Source organism: Clostridium beijerinckii, from assembly GCF_008705175.1.
Lineage (GTDB): Bacteria > Bacillota > Clostridia > Clostridiales > Clostridiaceae > Clostridium > Clostridium beijerinckii.
The window spans coordinates 4,319,748-4,335,393 of sequence record NZ_CP043998.1; the positions used below are offsets into that span (position 1 = coordinate 4,319,748).

Annotated in this window: 12 protein-coding genes; all 12 read right to left on the reverse strand. The window is 31.5% G+C overall.

Going from position 1 to position 15,646, the window contains the following annotated elements; all coding sequences use genetic code 11:
• Positions 1–127: 127 nt before the first annotated feature.
• Positions 128–2,098, reverse strand: coding sequence for a methyl-accepting chemotaxis protein (locus tag F3K33_RS19505; RefSeq protein ID WP_031276040.1), 1,971 nt, complete (start codon positions 2,096–2,098; stop codon positions 128–130).
• A 333-nt stretch (positions 2,099–2,431) separates the two neighbouring features.
• Positions 2,432–4,255, reverse strand: coding sequence for a two-component system sensor histidine kinase AtoS (gene atoS / locus F3K33_RS19510; protein WP_039768477.1), 1,824 nt, complete (start codon positions 4,253–4,255; stop codon positions 2,432–2,434).
• Positions 4,256–4,465: 210 nt separating this feature from the next.
• Positions 4,466–5,992 (reverse strand): acyl CoA:acetate/3-ketoacid CoA transferase, encoded by a 1,527-nt coding sequence (locus F3K33_RS19515; protein WP_023975635.1) that lies wholly within the window; start codon positions 5,990–5,992, stop codon positions 4,466–4,468.
• A 58-nt stretch (positions 5,993–6,050) separates the two neighbouring features.
• Positions 6,051–6,989 (reverse strand): 3-hydroxyacyl-CoA dehydrogenase family protein, encoded by a 939-nt coding sequence (locus tag F3K33_RS19520; protein ID WP_031276041.1) that lies wholly within the window; start codon positions 6,987–6,989, stop codon positions 6,051–6,053.
• A 188-nt stretch (positions 6,990–7,177) separates the two neighbouring features.
• Positions 7,178–8,503 (reverse strand): TIGR00366 family protein, encoded by a 1,326-nt coding sequence (locus F3K33_RS19525; RefSeq protein ID WP_017211971.1) that lies wholly within the window; start codon positions 8,501–8,503, stop codon positions 7,178–7,180.
• A 372-nt stretch (positions 8,504–8,875) separates the two neighbouring features.
• On the reverse strand, positions 8,876–9,238 hold the full coding sequence (locus F3K33_RS19530; RefSeq protein WP_023975637.1) for a hypothetical protein: 363 nt from the start codon (positions 9,236–9,238) through the stop codon (positions 8,876–8,878).
• 526 nt (positions 9,239–9,764) lie between these two features.
• Entirely contained in the window at positions 9,765–10,013 is a 249-nt protein-coding gene (locus F3K33_RS26880) for a hypothetical protein (RefSeq protein ID WP_238953652.1), read from the reverse strand.
• A 180-nt stretch (positions 10,014–10,193) separates the two neighbouring features.
• Positions 10,194–11,108, reverse strand: a complete 915-nt coding sequence (gene ltrA / locus F3K33_RS19535) for a group II intron reverse transcriptase/maturase (protein WP_012059836.1) — start codon at positions 11,106–11,108, stop codon at positions 10,194–10,196.
• Between the two features lie 668 nt (positions 11,109–11,776).
• Positions 11,777–12,622 (reverse strand): methyl-accepting chemotaxis protein, encoded by an 846-nt coding sequence (locus F3K33_RS19540; protein ID WP_039768996.1) that lies wholly within the window; start codon positions 12,620–12,622, stop codon positions 11,777–11,779.
• Between the two features lie 413 nt (positions 12,623–13,035).
• A complete protein-coding gene (locus F3K33_RS19545) occupies positions 13,036–13,584 on the reverse strand; it encodes a GNAT family N-acetyltransferase (RefSeq protein ID WP_039768994.1) in 549 nt (182 codons plus the stop codon).
• 330 nt (positions 13,585–13,914) lie between these two features.
• A complete protein-coding gene (locus tag F3K33_RS19550; protein ID WP_039768991.1) occupies positions 13,915–14,709 on the reverse strand; it encodes an ABC transporter permease subunit in 795 nt (264 codons plus the stop codon).
• An 18-nt stretch (positions 14,710–14,727) separates the two neighbouring features.
• Positions 14,728–15,645, reverse strand: coding sequence for an ABC transporter ATP-binding protein (locus F3K33_RS19555; protein ID WP_111944678.1), 918 nt, complete (start codon positions 15,643–15,645; stop codon positions 14,728–14,730).
• Position 15,646: the final 1 nt, after the last annotated feature.

Below are 15,646 nucleotides of genomic sequence, written 5' to 3' on the forward strand. Positions count from 1 at the left end.
GTTATACAACATTTTACAGTATATATCAATATTCAACCAAATTCCATATTTAAATCAAATATGGAATTTAGTTGAATATAATAATAAACTTTTCACAAAAAACTTTTCATTTTTAAAAGAAAAGTATCTATAATTTAAATTTACTTATAGCTTCATGCAAGTCTTCAGATAGTTTTAGTAAGTTCTGGCTTGATCCAGCAATTTCATACATTGATGCAGATTGTTCTTCCGTTGTTGCAGTTACTGTTTGTGTTTTCTCTGCAGTGTCACCCCCAATTTTTTCTATCTTATGGATTGAAGTAACAATCTTATTACTGTTTGATGATATTTGTCCTACCGTCTCAGATACACTTCTTACTTGGGCTGCTACACACTCAACTGCCTGTGATATTTGACTAAATGCCTTACCTGTTGAATTTACAACATCAGTTCCATTTTTTACTTCTTGAGTTCCTTCTTTCATTACAATTATAACATCGTCAGTTTCTCTTTGAATATCGCCAATAAGTTTTGCTATCCGCATTGATGCTATACTAGACTCCTCAGAAAGTTTTCGTACTTCTTCTGCCACTACGGCAAATCCTTTTCCTGCTTCTCCTGCGCATGCTGCTTCTATTGCTGCATTTAGTGCCAAAAGATTTGTTTGTTTAGCTATAGTAGATATTGTATCTACTATCTGTCCTATTTCCTTTGAGCTTTCACCTAATATTTCAACTACATTTGCTGAGCTGTTAACAGCTTTTTCAATCTTAGCCATCTGGACAATTACTTCACTAACAGCTTTACTTCCTAATTGTGCAGCATTTGCAGTTTCTCCTACTGTTTCTATCATGCTGTCTGTGTTCTCTGCCATATTCTTTATTTTTTTATCCATCTCTTTAATTTCAGAAGAAGTTTCATTTACAACTTCCATTTGTTTATTAGCACCTTCTGATATATTCATAATAGTTGTTGCTATATGATTTGATGCATCCGAAGTTTGCTCAGAACTTTCAGTTAACAGCTTTGAGGCAGTTGCTACATTATCAGATGATATTGAAACTTGTTCAATTAATCCTCTCAAATTTATTATCATATTTTCAAAAGTTTTAGCGAGTCTGCCAAATTCATTTTTTGAATTAACTCTCACCTTTGCAACACTAAGATCACCATCTGAGATACATAACGCCATATCTTCTATAGCCTTTAATGGTTTTAGAATTTTATTTAACATAAATAGAAATAAAATTATTACTATTACTAAAGTGATTATTAAAGTTAAAGCTGATTTATAAATTTGTTGTGTAAGTGGTCCAGTAAATTCACTTTTAGACACTATCAGACTAACTGTCCAATTAATTCCTGAAACAGGCTTATATGATATATATTGCTTATTAAAGCCATAATATTCAACATTAGTTTCACCTTTGAACATATTTTCATATATTTCTTTTAGTTTTGGTTCAATTTTCTCATCTTTTAATGGATTATATTTAAGAATTAAATCTTTATTAGGATTTGCAATTACTGTTCCATCTGTTAAATTAAGTGAAGCATAACCATTTTGTTTTACTTTTATAGAAGATATGTATTGTACTAATTCATCAAGTTTTACATTACCACCCCAGATAGCTTTAATAGTACCATTAACCTTTATCGGAACAGCAACAACTACAGCCATTTTTCCATCTGCCTTACCAAGTAAAGGATCTGATATCACTGTTTTTCCTGTAGCTAGTAATTCTTTATAATAAGGTCTTTCGCTTATGCTCCCTGTTGTACCTGTAGCCGAATACCAATCTCCATTAGCATCTGAAAGCCAAAATGCACTATATAGAGGAAGACGACTTGTTTCAGAAGACATATAATCTATTATATCCTGCCTACTCCCATTCACAAAAACTGGGCAACTTGCAATACTTTCCATCTCCGACTTTCTAATATCAAGCCACAATCCAATTTCTTTAGCTGTTGATTGAGTGGTAGAAGTCATGCTTGTCTTCACTTCTGTTTCAACCATCTGTTTCGTTTCTATATAACTTGTAACCTCCAGTACGGTCATAGATAAACAAATAATAATTATACTAACAACCGTGAGTAAAGTCTTAATACTTTTCATAAAATCATCCCATCTTTTTATAATTAATATAACGTAATAAATTACTTTTCTTAATGCATAAATACTTCAGACATTTTTTGTATTTCAAATGATACTTTTAAAATTTTATATTACAGTTGAAATCCCTATACCAAAAAGCGACATTAAAGAGTGAGATTATTTTTTGTGAACTCTATTTATTTTGAGCTACTTTACCATCAGTGCAATATTAATAGCATTAGCTTGTCATACTATTAATATTAACGTGCTCTGTTATGCAACATAATTTTATCTATTTTTAAGATTACAAGTCTTAAATTGTATTTAATATATTTTTCTATATTTAAATTTACACTATACTTCCTTAATTCCACTTTCATAAGGCAAGTATATTGTAAATGTACTTCCAATACCAACTATACTTTCGGCTCGAATGTATCCTTGGTGAATTTCTATGATTTTGTTACTAACAGCAAGTCCTAGTCCCGTACCTGTATCCTTTGTAGTAAAAAAAGGATCAAAAATCCTAGGTAAACTTTCCTGATCAATCCCTTTTCCATTGTCTTCTATGATAATCTCAATCCCTTTAATCACCCTTTGTGTTGTAACTGTAATTTTTCCGTTTTCTTGAGGCATAGCTTGTGTCGCATTTAGTAATAGGTTAACTAAAACTTGTTTAATAAGCTGAGCATCAACTGAAATAGCTTCAATTGATTGATCAAAATGTGTTTCTAAAACAACAATCTCCTTTTTTATACTCGGTAAAAGTAAAAAAAGAGAATTTTCCACAAGTTCGTTGATATTGATTGATGTCACATAGTGTTTTGAAGGTTTAGCAAAATACAAGAGATCTTCAATAACGCCGTTAAGACGATCAACCTCTTTCAATACAACGTTTCCAAAAATCCGTGTCGAATTATCCTTTGGCAATTCATCCACCAAAATTTGCACACTCCCTGAAATAGCTGATAGAGGATTACGTATTTCATGAGCTACACCGGCAGCAAGCTCTCCAACTGCGGCAAGACGATCTAATCTCCTTACATAATCCTCAAAAGCCTTATGCTCTGATAAATCTTTGAAAACTAAAACTACACCCAATACATTATTATTATTACATAGCATAGATGTGCTGACACTAATTGGAATAATTGCACCGTCCGAACGAGTAAATTCTGCTTCATATCCCATAATTTTTTTACCGACACGTAAAGTTTCTAGCACTATGTCAAGAACTTTAGCATTCCCGGAGAATAGATCTTTATAATTAACTCCAATCACATCTTTATTTAATCCCATAATAGACCAAGCAGCAGCGTTTATCTCTGTTATCTTTTCATCATTATCAATTGTAATAATTCCATCTACCATACTCTCCATAATAATTTCTGTATGTGAACGTGTATTCATTAGACTTTGAGCCATTCCATTAATGGCAGAAGCAATCTTTCCAAATTCACCATTAATTTCTGGCAATCGTTGACTTAAATCATTGCCCAAACTAGATAGTCCTTTAATAATACCATTAACGGAATTAGAAACTCTATTTGCTAAAGTCATACTTATACTTAGCCCAACAACTAAAGCAATAGCCAACCCTTCGTACATCACAATTTCCATCTCATTTATTTGACGCTCTATGCTTTCAGTCATTTCATTAGCCCATACGTATCCGATTACATTATTATTTCGAATGATCGGAACCATGGCATTTAGAATATTTCCTCTAACCATCTTACCACTTGCAGTCAAAGGTATCCCCTTTTCCATTACTTCCCGGCCCAAATGTTCTTGACTTATTGATTGTCCAACCGTAGTGTCATATTCAGAACCTGGTCCATATGTAATAATACAATCGAGATCTTTAGAATAATACCCAGCTCCTACTCCGGGATTTCCCGAAACAATTTTTTCCGTAACTCCTGATAGTCTTTGATTAAGTAGTCGTACCTTTTCGTCATGCGAAGCACTCTTAGCTTCTATAGATAATAAGGATTCAAAATCACCTTCCATACTAGCATCTAAAGTTCTTGCTATTCCATAGAGCTTGCTTTCCTTCTCTGAATTCATAGCTTTTTCCGCACTATAAATTAGTATATAGCCACTTCCAATAAGCGGTACTACCACCGCAAGTGCAAGAATAATTATAAGCTTATAACGCATACTAAGAAGCCTCATCAGGATACCCCCATAAATATTAATATTTTATACATATATCTCATTTATAATTATGATATTTCTACATTTTCGTGTCAAGCAAGTGCAAATCCTTGCGGCATAATAATTAGATTACCCCACTAAGTAAGCGTTTGTGTTGAAATCTACTTAGCAGGGTATTTATGGACAAGGTATATTCTTCGAATTGCAATTAAGAACTTATTAAATCAACTATTTAAACATATTTTCATCCATAAGCTTTAATTCAGGAGATATTATTGGCTTAAAATCCATATTATCTAGAATATCCTTTTCTAAATTTATTCCTGGAGCTATTTCTTCTAAAAGTAACCCCTCTTTAGTTAACTTAAATACGGCTCTTTCTGTAACATAAAGGACAGTTTGTCCAATACTTGATGCATATTCACCACTAAAAGTAATTTGCTCGACAGCATCCACAAATTTCTTAGCCTTACCTTCATTTTCTATTATTAATTTACCTTCTCCAATTTTTACTTTTAAACCACCAGCTGTAAATGTGCCACAATATATTAACTTCTTAGCATTTTGAGTTATATTAATAAACCCACCACAACCTGCAATCTTAGGTCCAAACTTACTAACATTTATATTACCCGATTTGTCACATTGTGCTAATCCCAAGAAAGCTACATCAAGACCGCCTCCATCATAAAAATCAAATTGGCTGGATTGGTCCAGTATGCAAACCGGATTTGTTGAAGCTCCAAAACTTAGTCCACCTGCTGGTACGCCACCTACTCCACCTGGCTCTACAGTTAAAGTCATTTGATCTGCAATACCTTCTTCATTAGCAACTATAGCTATTCCTTCTGGTATGCCAATACCTAAATTAGTAACAGCATTTGGTACTAGTTCCTTAGCACATCTTCTTGCTATTACCTTCCTTTCATTAAGTGGTAATGGTTCTATTGAATCCACTGGTACCTTAGTATCTCCACAATATGCTGGATTAAAGTTTTCACTAAAAGTTTGCATTTGGTTTTCTGTTGATGCAACAACTATAGCATCAACATATATTCCTGGGATTTTAACTTTTCTTGGATCAAGTGAACCTTTAGTTACAACCTTTTCAACTTGTAGTATTACTATCCCCCCTGAATTTTTAGCAGCTTGAGCCATTGCTGTTGCATCAAGTGTTAAAGCCTCTTTTTCCATTGTTGCATTTCCGTCTTCATCTGCATAAGTAGCCCTTAAAAGTACAACATCTATCGGAAACGCTTTATATAGCAAATATTCCTTCTCTTCAATATTAACTACTTTTACAATATCCTCTTTTGTAATTTCATTAAGTTTACCACCTTCAATTCTAGGATCTATAAATGTTTTCAATCCAACATGAGTAATTGTTCCCGGCTTTCCAGCTGCAATGTCTCTATACAAATGTGATATAACTCCTTGAGGTAAATTATATGCTTCTACTTTATTTTCTAAAGCTAGTTTTTGAAGCTTTGGTGTCAATGCCCAATGTCCCCCTATTATTCTGTGAACTAACCCCTCATAACCAAGATGATTTAATCCTCTATCTTTACCATCACCTTGACCAGCTGCAAAAACTAATGTTAAATTGTTAGGAACATGCCTTTTTAAATATTGTTTTTCTATTTCTAATGTAATTTGTTCTGGATGGGCACATCCAACAAATCCACCTACTGCAACAGTAGCTCCATTTTTTATTAAATCAACCGATTGTTCTATAGAGATTACTTTTGACTTCATAATTAATCCCTCCCACTTTATCTTACTTTATTTATTCAATAGCCTTAATTTCTTCAGCTTATTTTTTAGCATCTCTATCTAAGAAATATAAAAGCACTTCCGCACGCTCTTTTTCTTTACTTTCTATAAATTCTGGTGACCAATTATAGAATCCTTGTTTACTCTTCTTTCCTGAGTTCCCTGATTCAACCATATACTGCATTAACTTAGATGGCTCAGTATAACTGCATAAATCTTTAAATAAGTATGAAGAAATATTATTGAATATATCTAAACCTCCTAAATCTGCACTACATAATGGTCCAGTAACAGGAAGCCTTCTTCCATGACCATACTCCATGGCTTTATCTACTTCCTCAGGCTTTGCCCAGCCTTTTTCTACTATATATAAAGCTTCTCTAAGCAACGCTAATTGTAGGCGATTTCCTATAAACCCCAAACATTCCTTTTCCATACGAACAGATTTTTTTCCTATAAAATCAACCCATTTCATAACTTTTACTATTGTATCCTCTGATGTTTTTTCTCCTGGAACTACTTCAACTAAAGGAATTAATTGTGGTGGATTCCAAAAATGCGCAACTGCTATTCTCTCTGGATTTTTTGTATATTTAGCTATATCTGTTGGACTTAATCCTGACGTATTAGTTGCTAAAATTACACTTGGTGGACAAAGCTCATCTAATTGCTTAAATATTTCTTGTTTAAGCTCTAAATCTTCTGCCAACGATTCTATTATAAGGTCAACATTTTTAGTAGCTTCTTCAATACTTTTAACTCCTTTTATTTTATTTAGGATTTCTTTATACCCACTATCTTCTAATTTTCCTTCAGCTTTCAAAAGATTTAAACTAGCCTTTATACTATTAAAGCCTCGTTCTAAGCTTGCATCTGACCTGCCATACATAACTACATTTAACCCAGCCTTGGCAGAAAATAATGCTATACCATGTCCCATAGTTCCGGTACCTAATACTGCTATATTCTTTATATCCATTTTTATCATCCTTTCTCTCCATATATTTAATTTTCCATATAATAATGTTAGTATAATCAAACTTTAACCTTGCAGATTTCAGACTATAGTCTGATACTATTAACTGATAAAAATACGTATAAAATCCGCAAGTATCAAATAAGTTATAAGGGCTAGATTTAAACGTACTTTTTTACTTCTTTCAATTGTTAAAATAAAGCTAATCCAACACCAAATATTAAAGCACCTACAATTAAGGTTGTTACACAAAATCCCATAATATCACGAACTTTAAGACCTGCTATAGCTAAAGCTGGTAGTGCCCAGAATGGTTGCGCCATATTCATCCAAGCCTCACCATATGCAATTGCCATAGCTGCTTTCCCCATATCTGCACCAAGTGCTTGCGCAGCTGGCATTATAAATGGCCCTTGTACAACCCAATGTCCACCACCAGATGGAACAAAGAAGTTAATTATTCCTGAACTTAAAAACGCAAAAATTGGGAATGTATGAGTATTTGATATACTAACAAAGCCACTTGTAATCATTCCACCTAATCCTGACAAATCCATCATGCCTTGTATACCCGCATAGAAAGGAAATTGTACCATTATACCAGCTGTTCCTTTTGCTCCATCAACTATAGCCTGCATATAAGATACAGGACTACCATGAAGAATGATACCTGCAAAGAACATAATCATATTTACAGCGTTTACATCCATAGAACCACCATTCATGAAGTAATAAACCATATAGCAAACCCCAAGAATACCAATTAGCCATGCAATAATTCTGCTGTTTTCAACGCGTACTGCAAATGTTTTTTCAGTTATAGTATCAGTACTAGTCTCATTTGCTGCCTCTGCTGCTAATAATGCTGGGTCAATCTCCACAACATCCTCATCTTTAGGCATCATCATTCTTGTCATTAAAGGTAATATTATTATTAAAGCAACAGTTATAAAGATATTAAACGGAGCAAAAATAGTATCACCTAGCGGAATTAATCCGATTGTCGCTTCCATTGGATTCCCTTTAGTTGCTGCCAAAAGTGGAATTGAACCAGATAAGCCTCCATGCCAAGTCATAAAACCAATATAGGCACACGCGATCAATAAACGATAATCTGTATGTCGCACCTTTTTGGCAACTTCTTTTGCAAGTAAAGCACCAACAATTAGACCAAATCCCCAATTAATAATATTAGCAACCGCTGCAACAAATGTAACAAGCATAATAGCTTGAGCTGGTGTTTTAGGCACTCCTGCAATCTTTTGCAGAATACGTTTAACAGGTGGTGAACTAGCCAATGCATTACCAGTGACTAAAATTAACGCCATTTGCATACCAAATGCTAGAAGATTCCAAAAACTCTTACCCCAAAATCCTATCATATCAATTGGAGTATGGCCAGTAAATATAATACCTGAAATAAACATAATCAATGTTAAAATCATTGCAAAAACAAGTGGGTCTGGAAGAAATTTTTGAACAATAGCTGTAAAAAATTTAGATAATCCTTTTATCATTTTTTTGCCTCCCTATGTTTAATATTTAACAAACAAGCTTGCTTTGTTACTACACTTTATTTAATAAGCAAAACATATGCCAAATTTATATTTCTAAGAATTAAAAATAACTTTTAAACAATTAATGTCGTTAAAAAACAAATTTTGCCTTATTAAGACACTTTGACGATTTTATGTTAAGAAAATTTTTTCAAAAATTAAAACATAAAAAAGCGAAAAAGTTCACACTTATATTTATTTCCAAAAATAAGTGTGAACTTTTTATACAATATCTGTGCAAAACTATGCGCACTTTCTATTTAATGTTTATTCTTCAAAAATACTTAATTACTACTGGTCAAGAATATTTTTTTGATCAGTAGCGCATTTATTTTAATCTTTAGTATCCTTGCGAATTAAATATTTTTCTATCTTTCTCACAATTCTACTTCTTATCAAATAAAAATAGGCAAAGTAAATTACGATATATATGTACATTGAAATCTGATATCTATATTTATCAGCATAAAGTGAAATTAAGACGCCTGCATAGAGGATAATAGCTGAATATAAATTTAATTTTCCTAAATTACTCAAGTACTCATTAACATTTGTAATTTCATATATCTTTTCTGTTTTCGATAATTTTTTATTAATTATAGCTTCTGGTTTTTTAAATATGTAAAATACTCCGTTAAGAGCATATATTAAAAATATTATTGAACATATAGCTAAAGTAAAAATATAAAAATTCATAACTATCTCCTTCCATATATATATTGTAATTAATTTTCTACATTCTATGTTTACTTAAGCATTTGACTTGCTAGAGTTCAAGTGCAAATTTATTATTTCAGTGTATATACAGATAAACAACTTAGGAATTTTATTTATTAGATGAACATATTTACAAGGTTTCTAAAACTTTAAGTTCGTATCTTCACTAGAAATCATAAATATATTTGTGGAGAAAACATTTGAAAATGAGCTGTTAAAGGTTCTTAGCTGTAGGTTGTTCCATTTTAGCTTGTGAAGTGAGAGTCCAAAATTTTATTTTGGGTTCTCGAACTTCCTCAGTGAATGTAATGAGTCGAGCTTCCCTAGGAAAGTTGAAGCATGCTAAAGTGGATACAACCTGCTGCTTAGAAGCTTCAGCGATATTTTCATAGCTTTTCGGAATCAAAATATTTATGATTTGGTAAGTAGACTAGGGAATCACTTCCCTACCCCCTCTCAGAACCGTACGTGCGGATTTCCCGCATACGGCTCCCCACATTATAATTCACAGTATATATGATATATCTTCTTTTAAGTTGAAAATATTAACATATATTTTAGCTTTAGGTATTTTGAAGCACTCAAACATAGTGTCAAAACTTCTCCAGTTATAACTTCTTTTCTGACTTCTTTTGTTTAGCCATTTAAAAGTTAGTTTTCTTACTAAATATCTGAAAGTTGCGAGACTTAAACTGTTGTCAGTGATTCCGTAATACCTATAATATCCTATTAGTCTCTGTGTCAGTTTCTCCATTAATAATGTGAGCGGCACTGTTCTATTATTCTTTAACCATTCATTCAATCTCTTTATGCTAGCTCCAAATTTCTTTGAGCTAGTCTTCCTCTTAACTCTAAAACTTCCATTCTTTCTGCAACTGCAGAAGTGTGTAAATCCTAGAAAATCAAAAGTTCTATCTTTATATGATTCTAACTTTCATGCTCTCTTGAATTTTCTATCATAGTAGGCATTCTTACCGAAATATAATATTTTAGTTTTATCTTCAGCTACCTGCAAGTTAAATTTGTCTAATCTGTTTTTCAATGCTTCATAGAAAGCTTTCGCTTCGTCTTCATACTGAAAACAGCAAACAAAATCATCCGCATAGCGTACTATGTACGCCTGTCCTTTACACTTCTTTTTGATAAAGTTATTAAACCATATATCTAAAACATAATGTAAATAAATGTTTGCTAATGTTGGAGATATTATTCCCCCTTGTGGAGTTCCTTCATATACTTTATAAAACTTTCCGTTTTCCATTATTCCAGTTTTCAAAAATCTACCTATATATCTAAGTAAGTTCTTGTCTGCAATCCTGTGTTCAAGAAATTTCATCAACCACTTGTGGTCAACATTATCAAAGAATCCTTTAATATCAGCATCTACAACATAATTCACATTCTTTTCAGATAAATATACATTTAAGATTTTAAGAGCATCATGACAACTTCTATTTTGTCTAAACCCAAAAGAACTATCAATGAAATCTTGTTCATATATTGATTTTAATATTTTATTAATGGCTAATTGTACAACTTTGTCTTCATATGCCGGTATACCTAGAGGTCTTTTCTTGTTTGAACCAGACTTATCTATGTATACTCTCCTTACAGGCTGCGGTCTATATTTAAAAGTCTTCATTCTAATTAGTAGATTATCAATATTATTCTCTAAGTTAGTTTCATATTCTTCCTTTGTTACCTTATCCACTCCTGTAGCCTTATTTCCGCTCAGTTCATAATGGCATAAAATTAGCATTTCCTTGTTAACTAAATGCATTAGTGATGTAAATTTCTCTTTAGGATTATTTCCAGCTATTTCTGCTATCCTCTCAAGTTTTGTGTACATTTTTTTTTTTCCTCCTCTGTGTGAGAATTTCTGTTTCTCTTTTCAAGGTCTATAATATGTTACACCCTTCCCTCCATGGTCATTACTCATTTCTTCAGTACTATGGTGTAATCCGACTACTCATTATCATTTGAATACCTCTGATTTCTAATCATTGTTTTCCATACTCTGAAGTCAGAGAATAATGAGTCCTCCCAAGTTGACGTACTATATCAATGTATACCATGCTACACCTTAAAACCACGAGAAAGCACAGATATTCTTGCAATAATGATTATCTATGTTCTGACTTCTAATTTACCGATATTATCGTCCTTTCTGACTTTGTGATAATTTCGTGGCTAGTAGTTTCAGCATTCGCTTGCGGCCTGGTACCTTGTTTGTCTACACTTAACTTATTACATCGCCATAATAAGCCCAAGACTAACTAATGACTGGTTGCTGGCCTTTGTCATGCAGGATTCCCACCTGCTATATAGTAATAATGAGGAAGGTTAGCCCTCATTATCTTTTACGCCCTTGCTTGGCGTACCGGTAAGTTATCACATAAATGCAGTTTTAAATTTAGGTATCTATATATTATAAAATTGCTAAATAAAAAATATCGCAAATTCATATGAATACCGCGATATTTCAATATCTATATTATTTATTATTGTTGCTTAAAATTATGCAAATCTTTCAATAAATTCATTTAATCTTTTTAAATTAGCATTTATACTTTCGATAGTAGCACTTATTTCTTCAATAGCTGCTGCTTGTTCTTCACTTTCTGATGCTGATTCATTTACAGCTCCAATTATAGTATTTATTGACTGATTCATATTAATAACAATATCATTTATTATTCTAGTTGATTCTTTACTTTGGCTTGCAAGCTTTCTGATTTCTGTTGATACAACATTAAATCCTTTTCCATGCTCACCAGCTCTTGCAGATTCAATAGCTGCATTTAATCCTAGTAAATTTGTTTGATCAGCGATACTCTTAATAATTTCTATAGCATCTGATGTTTTCTTTGAAGTTTCCATAACATCTTGAGCCTGCTTTAGAGTCTTTTGTCCAGTTAGAGCAAAATTTGAAGCGGAATTAGCTAGTTCACTAACACTTGTAGAAACTTGATCTAATGATTCTGATATTTCCGAAACACTATTTACCAATCTAGTAGTATCATCTAAATCAATTCCATCGCTAATTGTTCCAATAATCTTCCCTTTTGAATTTCTAATAGGTATTGATATAACTTTTATTTCTTTGCCAGATACATTTGTATCACCTTTTTCAAGTCTTCCACTTCTTAAAGAATCTTTTATAACATCTAATGGTTCAGAGCCAGCTCTAAGTTGCAACTGAAATTCCTTAGGATCTTCATATTCGATATATTTTTCAGTATCTGTTAATCCAAATGCTGTATCATCTCTTGATAGATCGTTAAGATATGGCAAAACAATAGAAAATGCCTTTAAAATTTCCTCGTCCGTTAAATTTTCAGTTAAATGTTCTTTATATCCCATGATAATCCTCCTCAAATATTTATATTCACCTATACTATCTTCTTAATAATATTAATAATTCTACATAAGTAGTCAAATTCCTTTATTATTTTGCAAATATCAATCTATTTTCATTAATATAATTAAACAATAAACTATAAATAATATTGATTTAATCTCAAAAAAATCTCTAAGTTATCTTTATAATTTGAATGTAAATAAATTATAGATTTCATCTTCTATTTAGTTTGTTAGTAAAGCTTATAATATTTTTCTATCAATCCCAAATTCTGTAACATCACACCACTGTGCCTAGCAGAATTTTATATAAACAAAAACTACAATTTCATTTTTTTATTATATAACTTAAAATACTCACACAACAAAAATAACGCTTTATTAAGAATAAGCGAATAATATTAAATCTTGAATACCTATAAATTTTTCATCATTAAATATTCTGTGTAATATGATCCATCTTTTAATTTAAAAGAGTTGCTTCTTGTCCCATACTTTTTAAAACCAAATTCTTCATATAAGTTTATTGCCTTATAGTTATCACATGCTACCTCTAATTCAACTTGTTCAAATCCTACTTTTTTTGCATATTTTAAGATTTCAGTTAGCAAAGCTTTTCCAACACCAAGATTCCAAGCCTCTCTGATAACTGCTATTCCAAAATCTGCTCTGTGTGAAACTTTAATCATATTTCCAATAGTACATATGCTTGAATTTCCAACAAGCTTATCATCAATAAATGCTGAAATCATTGCATCCTTATTACTTTCATTAATGTCATTGATGAATTTTTCTTCATCTTCTATAGTCATAGTAATTTCTTCTGGATACCTAAGCATATAGTCTGTTTCTGATGATGCCTTTCTTAAGTAATCAATTAATTTTTCTGCATCCTTTACATCAGGACTTCTTAATATGCATTCTTCTCCATTTTTCAATTTTACTTTTTTGTCTTCAAATATCATAATTAACAACTCCACTCATTATAACATAAGTCTGTCCAAACTTTATATAACATTTTGAAACCTTACCATATTATAACACAAATTTAAAACATCACATTAATTTACAAGAAAATCTCCTTATTAGATTATGTATTTCTTATACTTTTAAAAGTTATTCATAGATTTCACTCCGATCTAAATTCCTATAGAATAAAATAATGGTGAAGAAGTACTGCAAGAAATTTGTTTAAAAACAGATTTTATCACAGTATTTTTTCACCAAGATATCACTCTATTAAATTTTAAATAAATACTTTCATTATTGAATCTAAACTTATAAATTTTCTTATTTTAAATTAACTTTTCTGGAATGAACTTTGAAGAAATTCTCTTTATTAGAGCATAATCAAGTATTAATAGAACTCCTCCTGCTACAATCATTATAAAATTGCTAAGTAATAGTACTCCTGTCATCTGACCAATTAATACAAGAATAACTGGAATTACAAGAAGCCCGCTTATTTGTTGTGCTTCCTGGAAAGTTTCCGACTTTGCTGACACCATAACTGTAAGTATTAACGATAGCAAATTAATTGCAGGTGAAAGCCAAAGTATAATTATCAACCATTTTATATCTGGAAAGATAAGTTTTCCAAAGTATATAAAGCCACCTATATTAAATATTATTCCAATTGATATAAATGAAATCAAAGTCACAATATACGATGGAATAAATACACCTAAAATTTTAGCTCTAAGTAATTGTTCCATAGATATTGGAGTATAAAGCAAAGACTCTAAAGTTTTATGTTCCTTTTCTCCTACAAAACTACTAGCCCCAATAACTGATGAACACATTATAGGTATTATAAGAAAGTATGATGGAAACATGAAGTTTATAGCCACTTTTACTAGTAATTGAGCTGGAGTATATATTGTATATTCATAAGGTAATTTCCTTATAAGAGGATCCATTTTTGTAATGGTGCTTGAGTCACTTCCAATAAAATTTGCACCTATAAGTATTCCAAGAGGCACTATTATTGTCAAGATAATTGGAACAATAGTCATAGGAAGAATTACTCGTTTTGAACTTATTAACTCATTTATATCTTTATATATAAGTGCTTTTTCATTACTCTTCATATTCTAATCACTCCTGATTTATAAAGACACATCATCAGATGTACCTTTTATATATTTGAAATACAGTTGTTCCAAAGACCATTTCTGCTGCATCGCCTCGTAAATTTCTCCATCATCTTTCATAATGCTTTGTATTAGAGTATTTACCTCTTGGTCTCCTGAAATAGGTTTGCTATATATATCATTTCCTTCATAGATAAATCCAAATTTATCAGAAACATTCTTTCCTCTAATTTTTAGTTGAAGTTTTGCATTTTTCTTTGAAGCAAGTTCATCAAAAGTGCCTATCCCAAGGATATTCCCATTGTTTATAAAACCATATTGAGTACATATATCTTCAGCATATTTTAATTGATGGGTACAAAGAAATATTGTAACTTCGTTTTCTTCTGCAAGTTCCTTTACAAGCTTTGTAACATTTAATGCGTTTTCTGGATCTAAACCAGACGTTGGTTCATCAAGAAATAAAATTTTTGGATTATGAACTAATGCTATAGCTAATGAAACCCTCTTTCTCATTCCTGTACTAAAAGATTTCACCTTCTTATCTTTTACCTCTAGCAGCTCTAATCTTTTTAATATAGAATCAGTACGTTCATTGAGTAAATTTTCTTTAACTCCGTGCATTTTTCCAAAGAATATTAAGTTTTGTTTTGCAGTGAGATTCTCATAGCAACTCGAACTTTCAGTCATAACTCCACATAATTTATGAATTTCAATATTATTTTCCAAAACAGGAATCCCTAAAATTTCGGCATGACCAGATGTTGCTGAAAGAATTCCATTAAGAATTCTAACTGTTGTAGTTTTTCCTGAACCATTAGGTCCAAGAAATCCAAATATCTGGCCTTTTGGTATACTCAAGTTTATATCATTCAAAGCATTAGTCTTTCCATCATAAGACTTGTTAAGATTCTCTATATTTATTGCATTCATT

Coding starts and splice junctions, on each gene's coding strand:
- F3K33_RS19505 (WP_031276040.1), bottom strand. CDS start 2,098: ATGAAAAGTATTAAGACTTTACTCACGGTTGTTAGTATAATTATTATT.
- atoS (WP_039768477.1), bottom strand. CDS start 4,255: ATGAGGCTTCTTAGTATGCGTTATAAGCTTATAATTATTCTTGCACTT.
- F3K33_RS19515 (WP_023975635.1), bottom strand. CDS start 5,992: ATGAAGTCAAAAGTAATCTCTATAGAACAATCGGTTGATTTAATAAAA.
- F3K33_RS19520 (WP_031276041.1), bottom strand. CDS start 6,989: ATGGATATAAAGAATATAGCAGTATTAGGTACCGGAACTATGGGACAT.
- F3K33_RS19525 (WP_017211971.1), bottom strand. CDS start 8,503: ATGATAAAAGGATTATCTAAATTTTTTACAGCTATTGTTCAAAAATTT.
- F3K33_RS19530 (WP_023975637.1), bottom strand. CDS start 9,238: ATGAATTTTTATATTTTTACTTTAGCTATATGTTCAATAATATTTTTA.
- F3K33_RS26880 (WP_238953652.1), bottom strand. CDS start 10,013: ATGGAGAAACTGACACAGAGACTAATAGGATATTATAGGTATTACGGA.
- ltrA (WP_012059836.1), bottom strand. CDS start 11,108: ATGTACACAAAACTTGAGAGGATAGCAGAAATAGCTGGAAATAATCCT.
- F3K33_RS19540 (WP_039768996.1), bottom strand. CDS start 12,622: ATGGGATATAAAGAACATTTAACTGAAAATTTAACGGACGAGGAAATT.
- F3K33_RS19545 (WP_039768994.1), bottom strand. CDS start 13,584: ATGATATTTGAAGACAAAAAAGTAAAATTGAAAAATGGAGAAGAATGC.
- F3K33_RS19550 (WP_039768991.1), bottom strand. CDS start 14,709: ATGAAGAGTAATGAAAAAGCACTTATATATAAAGATATAAATGAGTTA.
- F3K33_RS19555 (WP_111944678.1), bottom strand. CDS start 15,645: ATGAATGCAATAAATATAGAGAATCTTAACAAGTCTTATGATGGAAAG.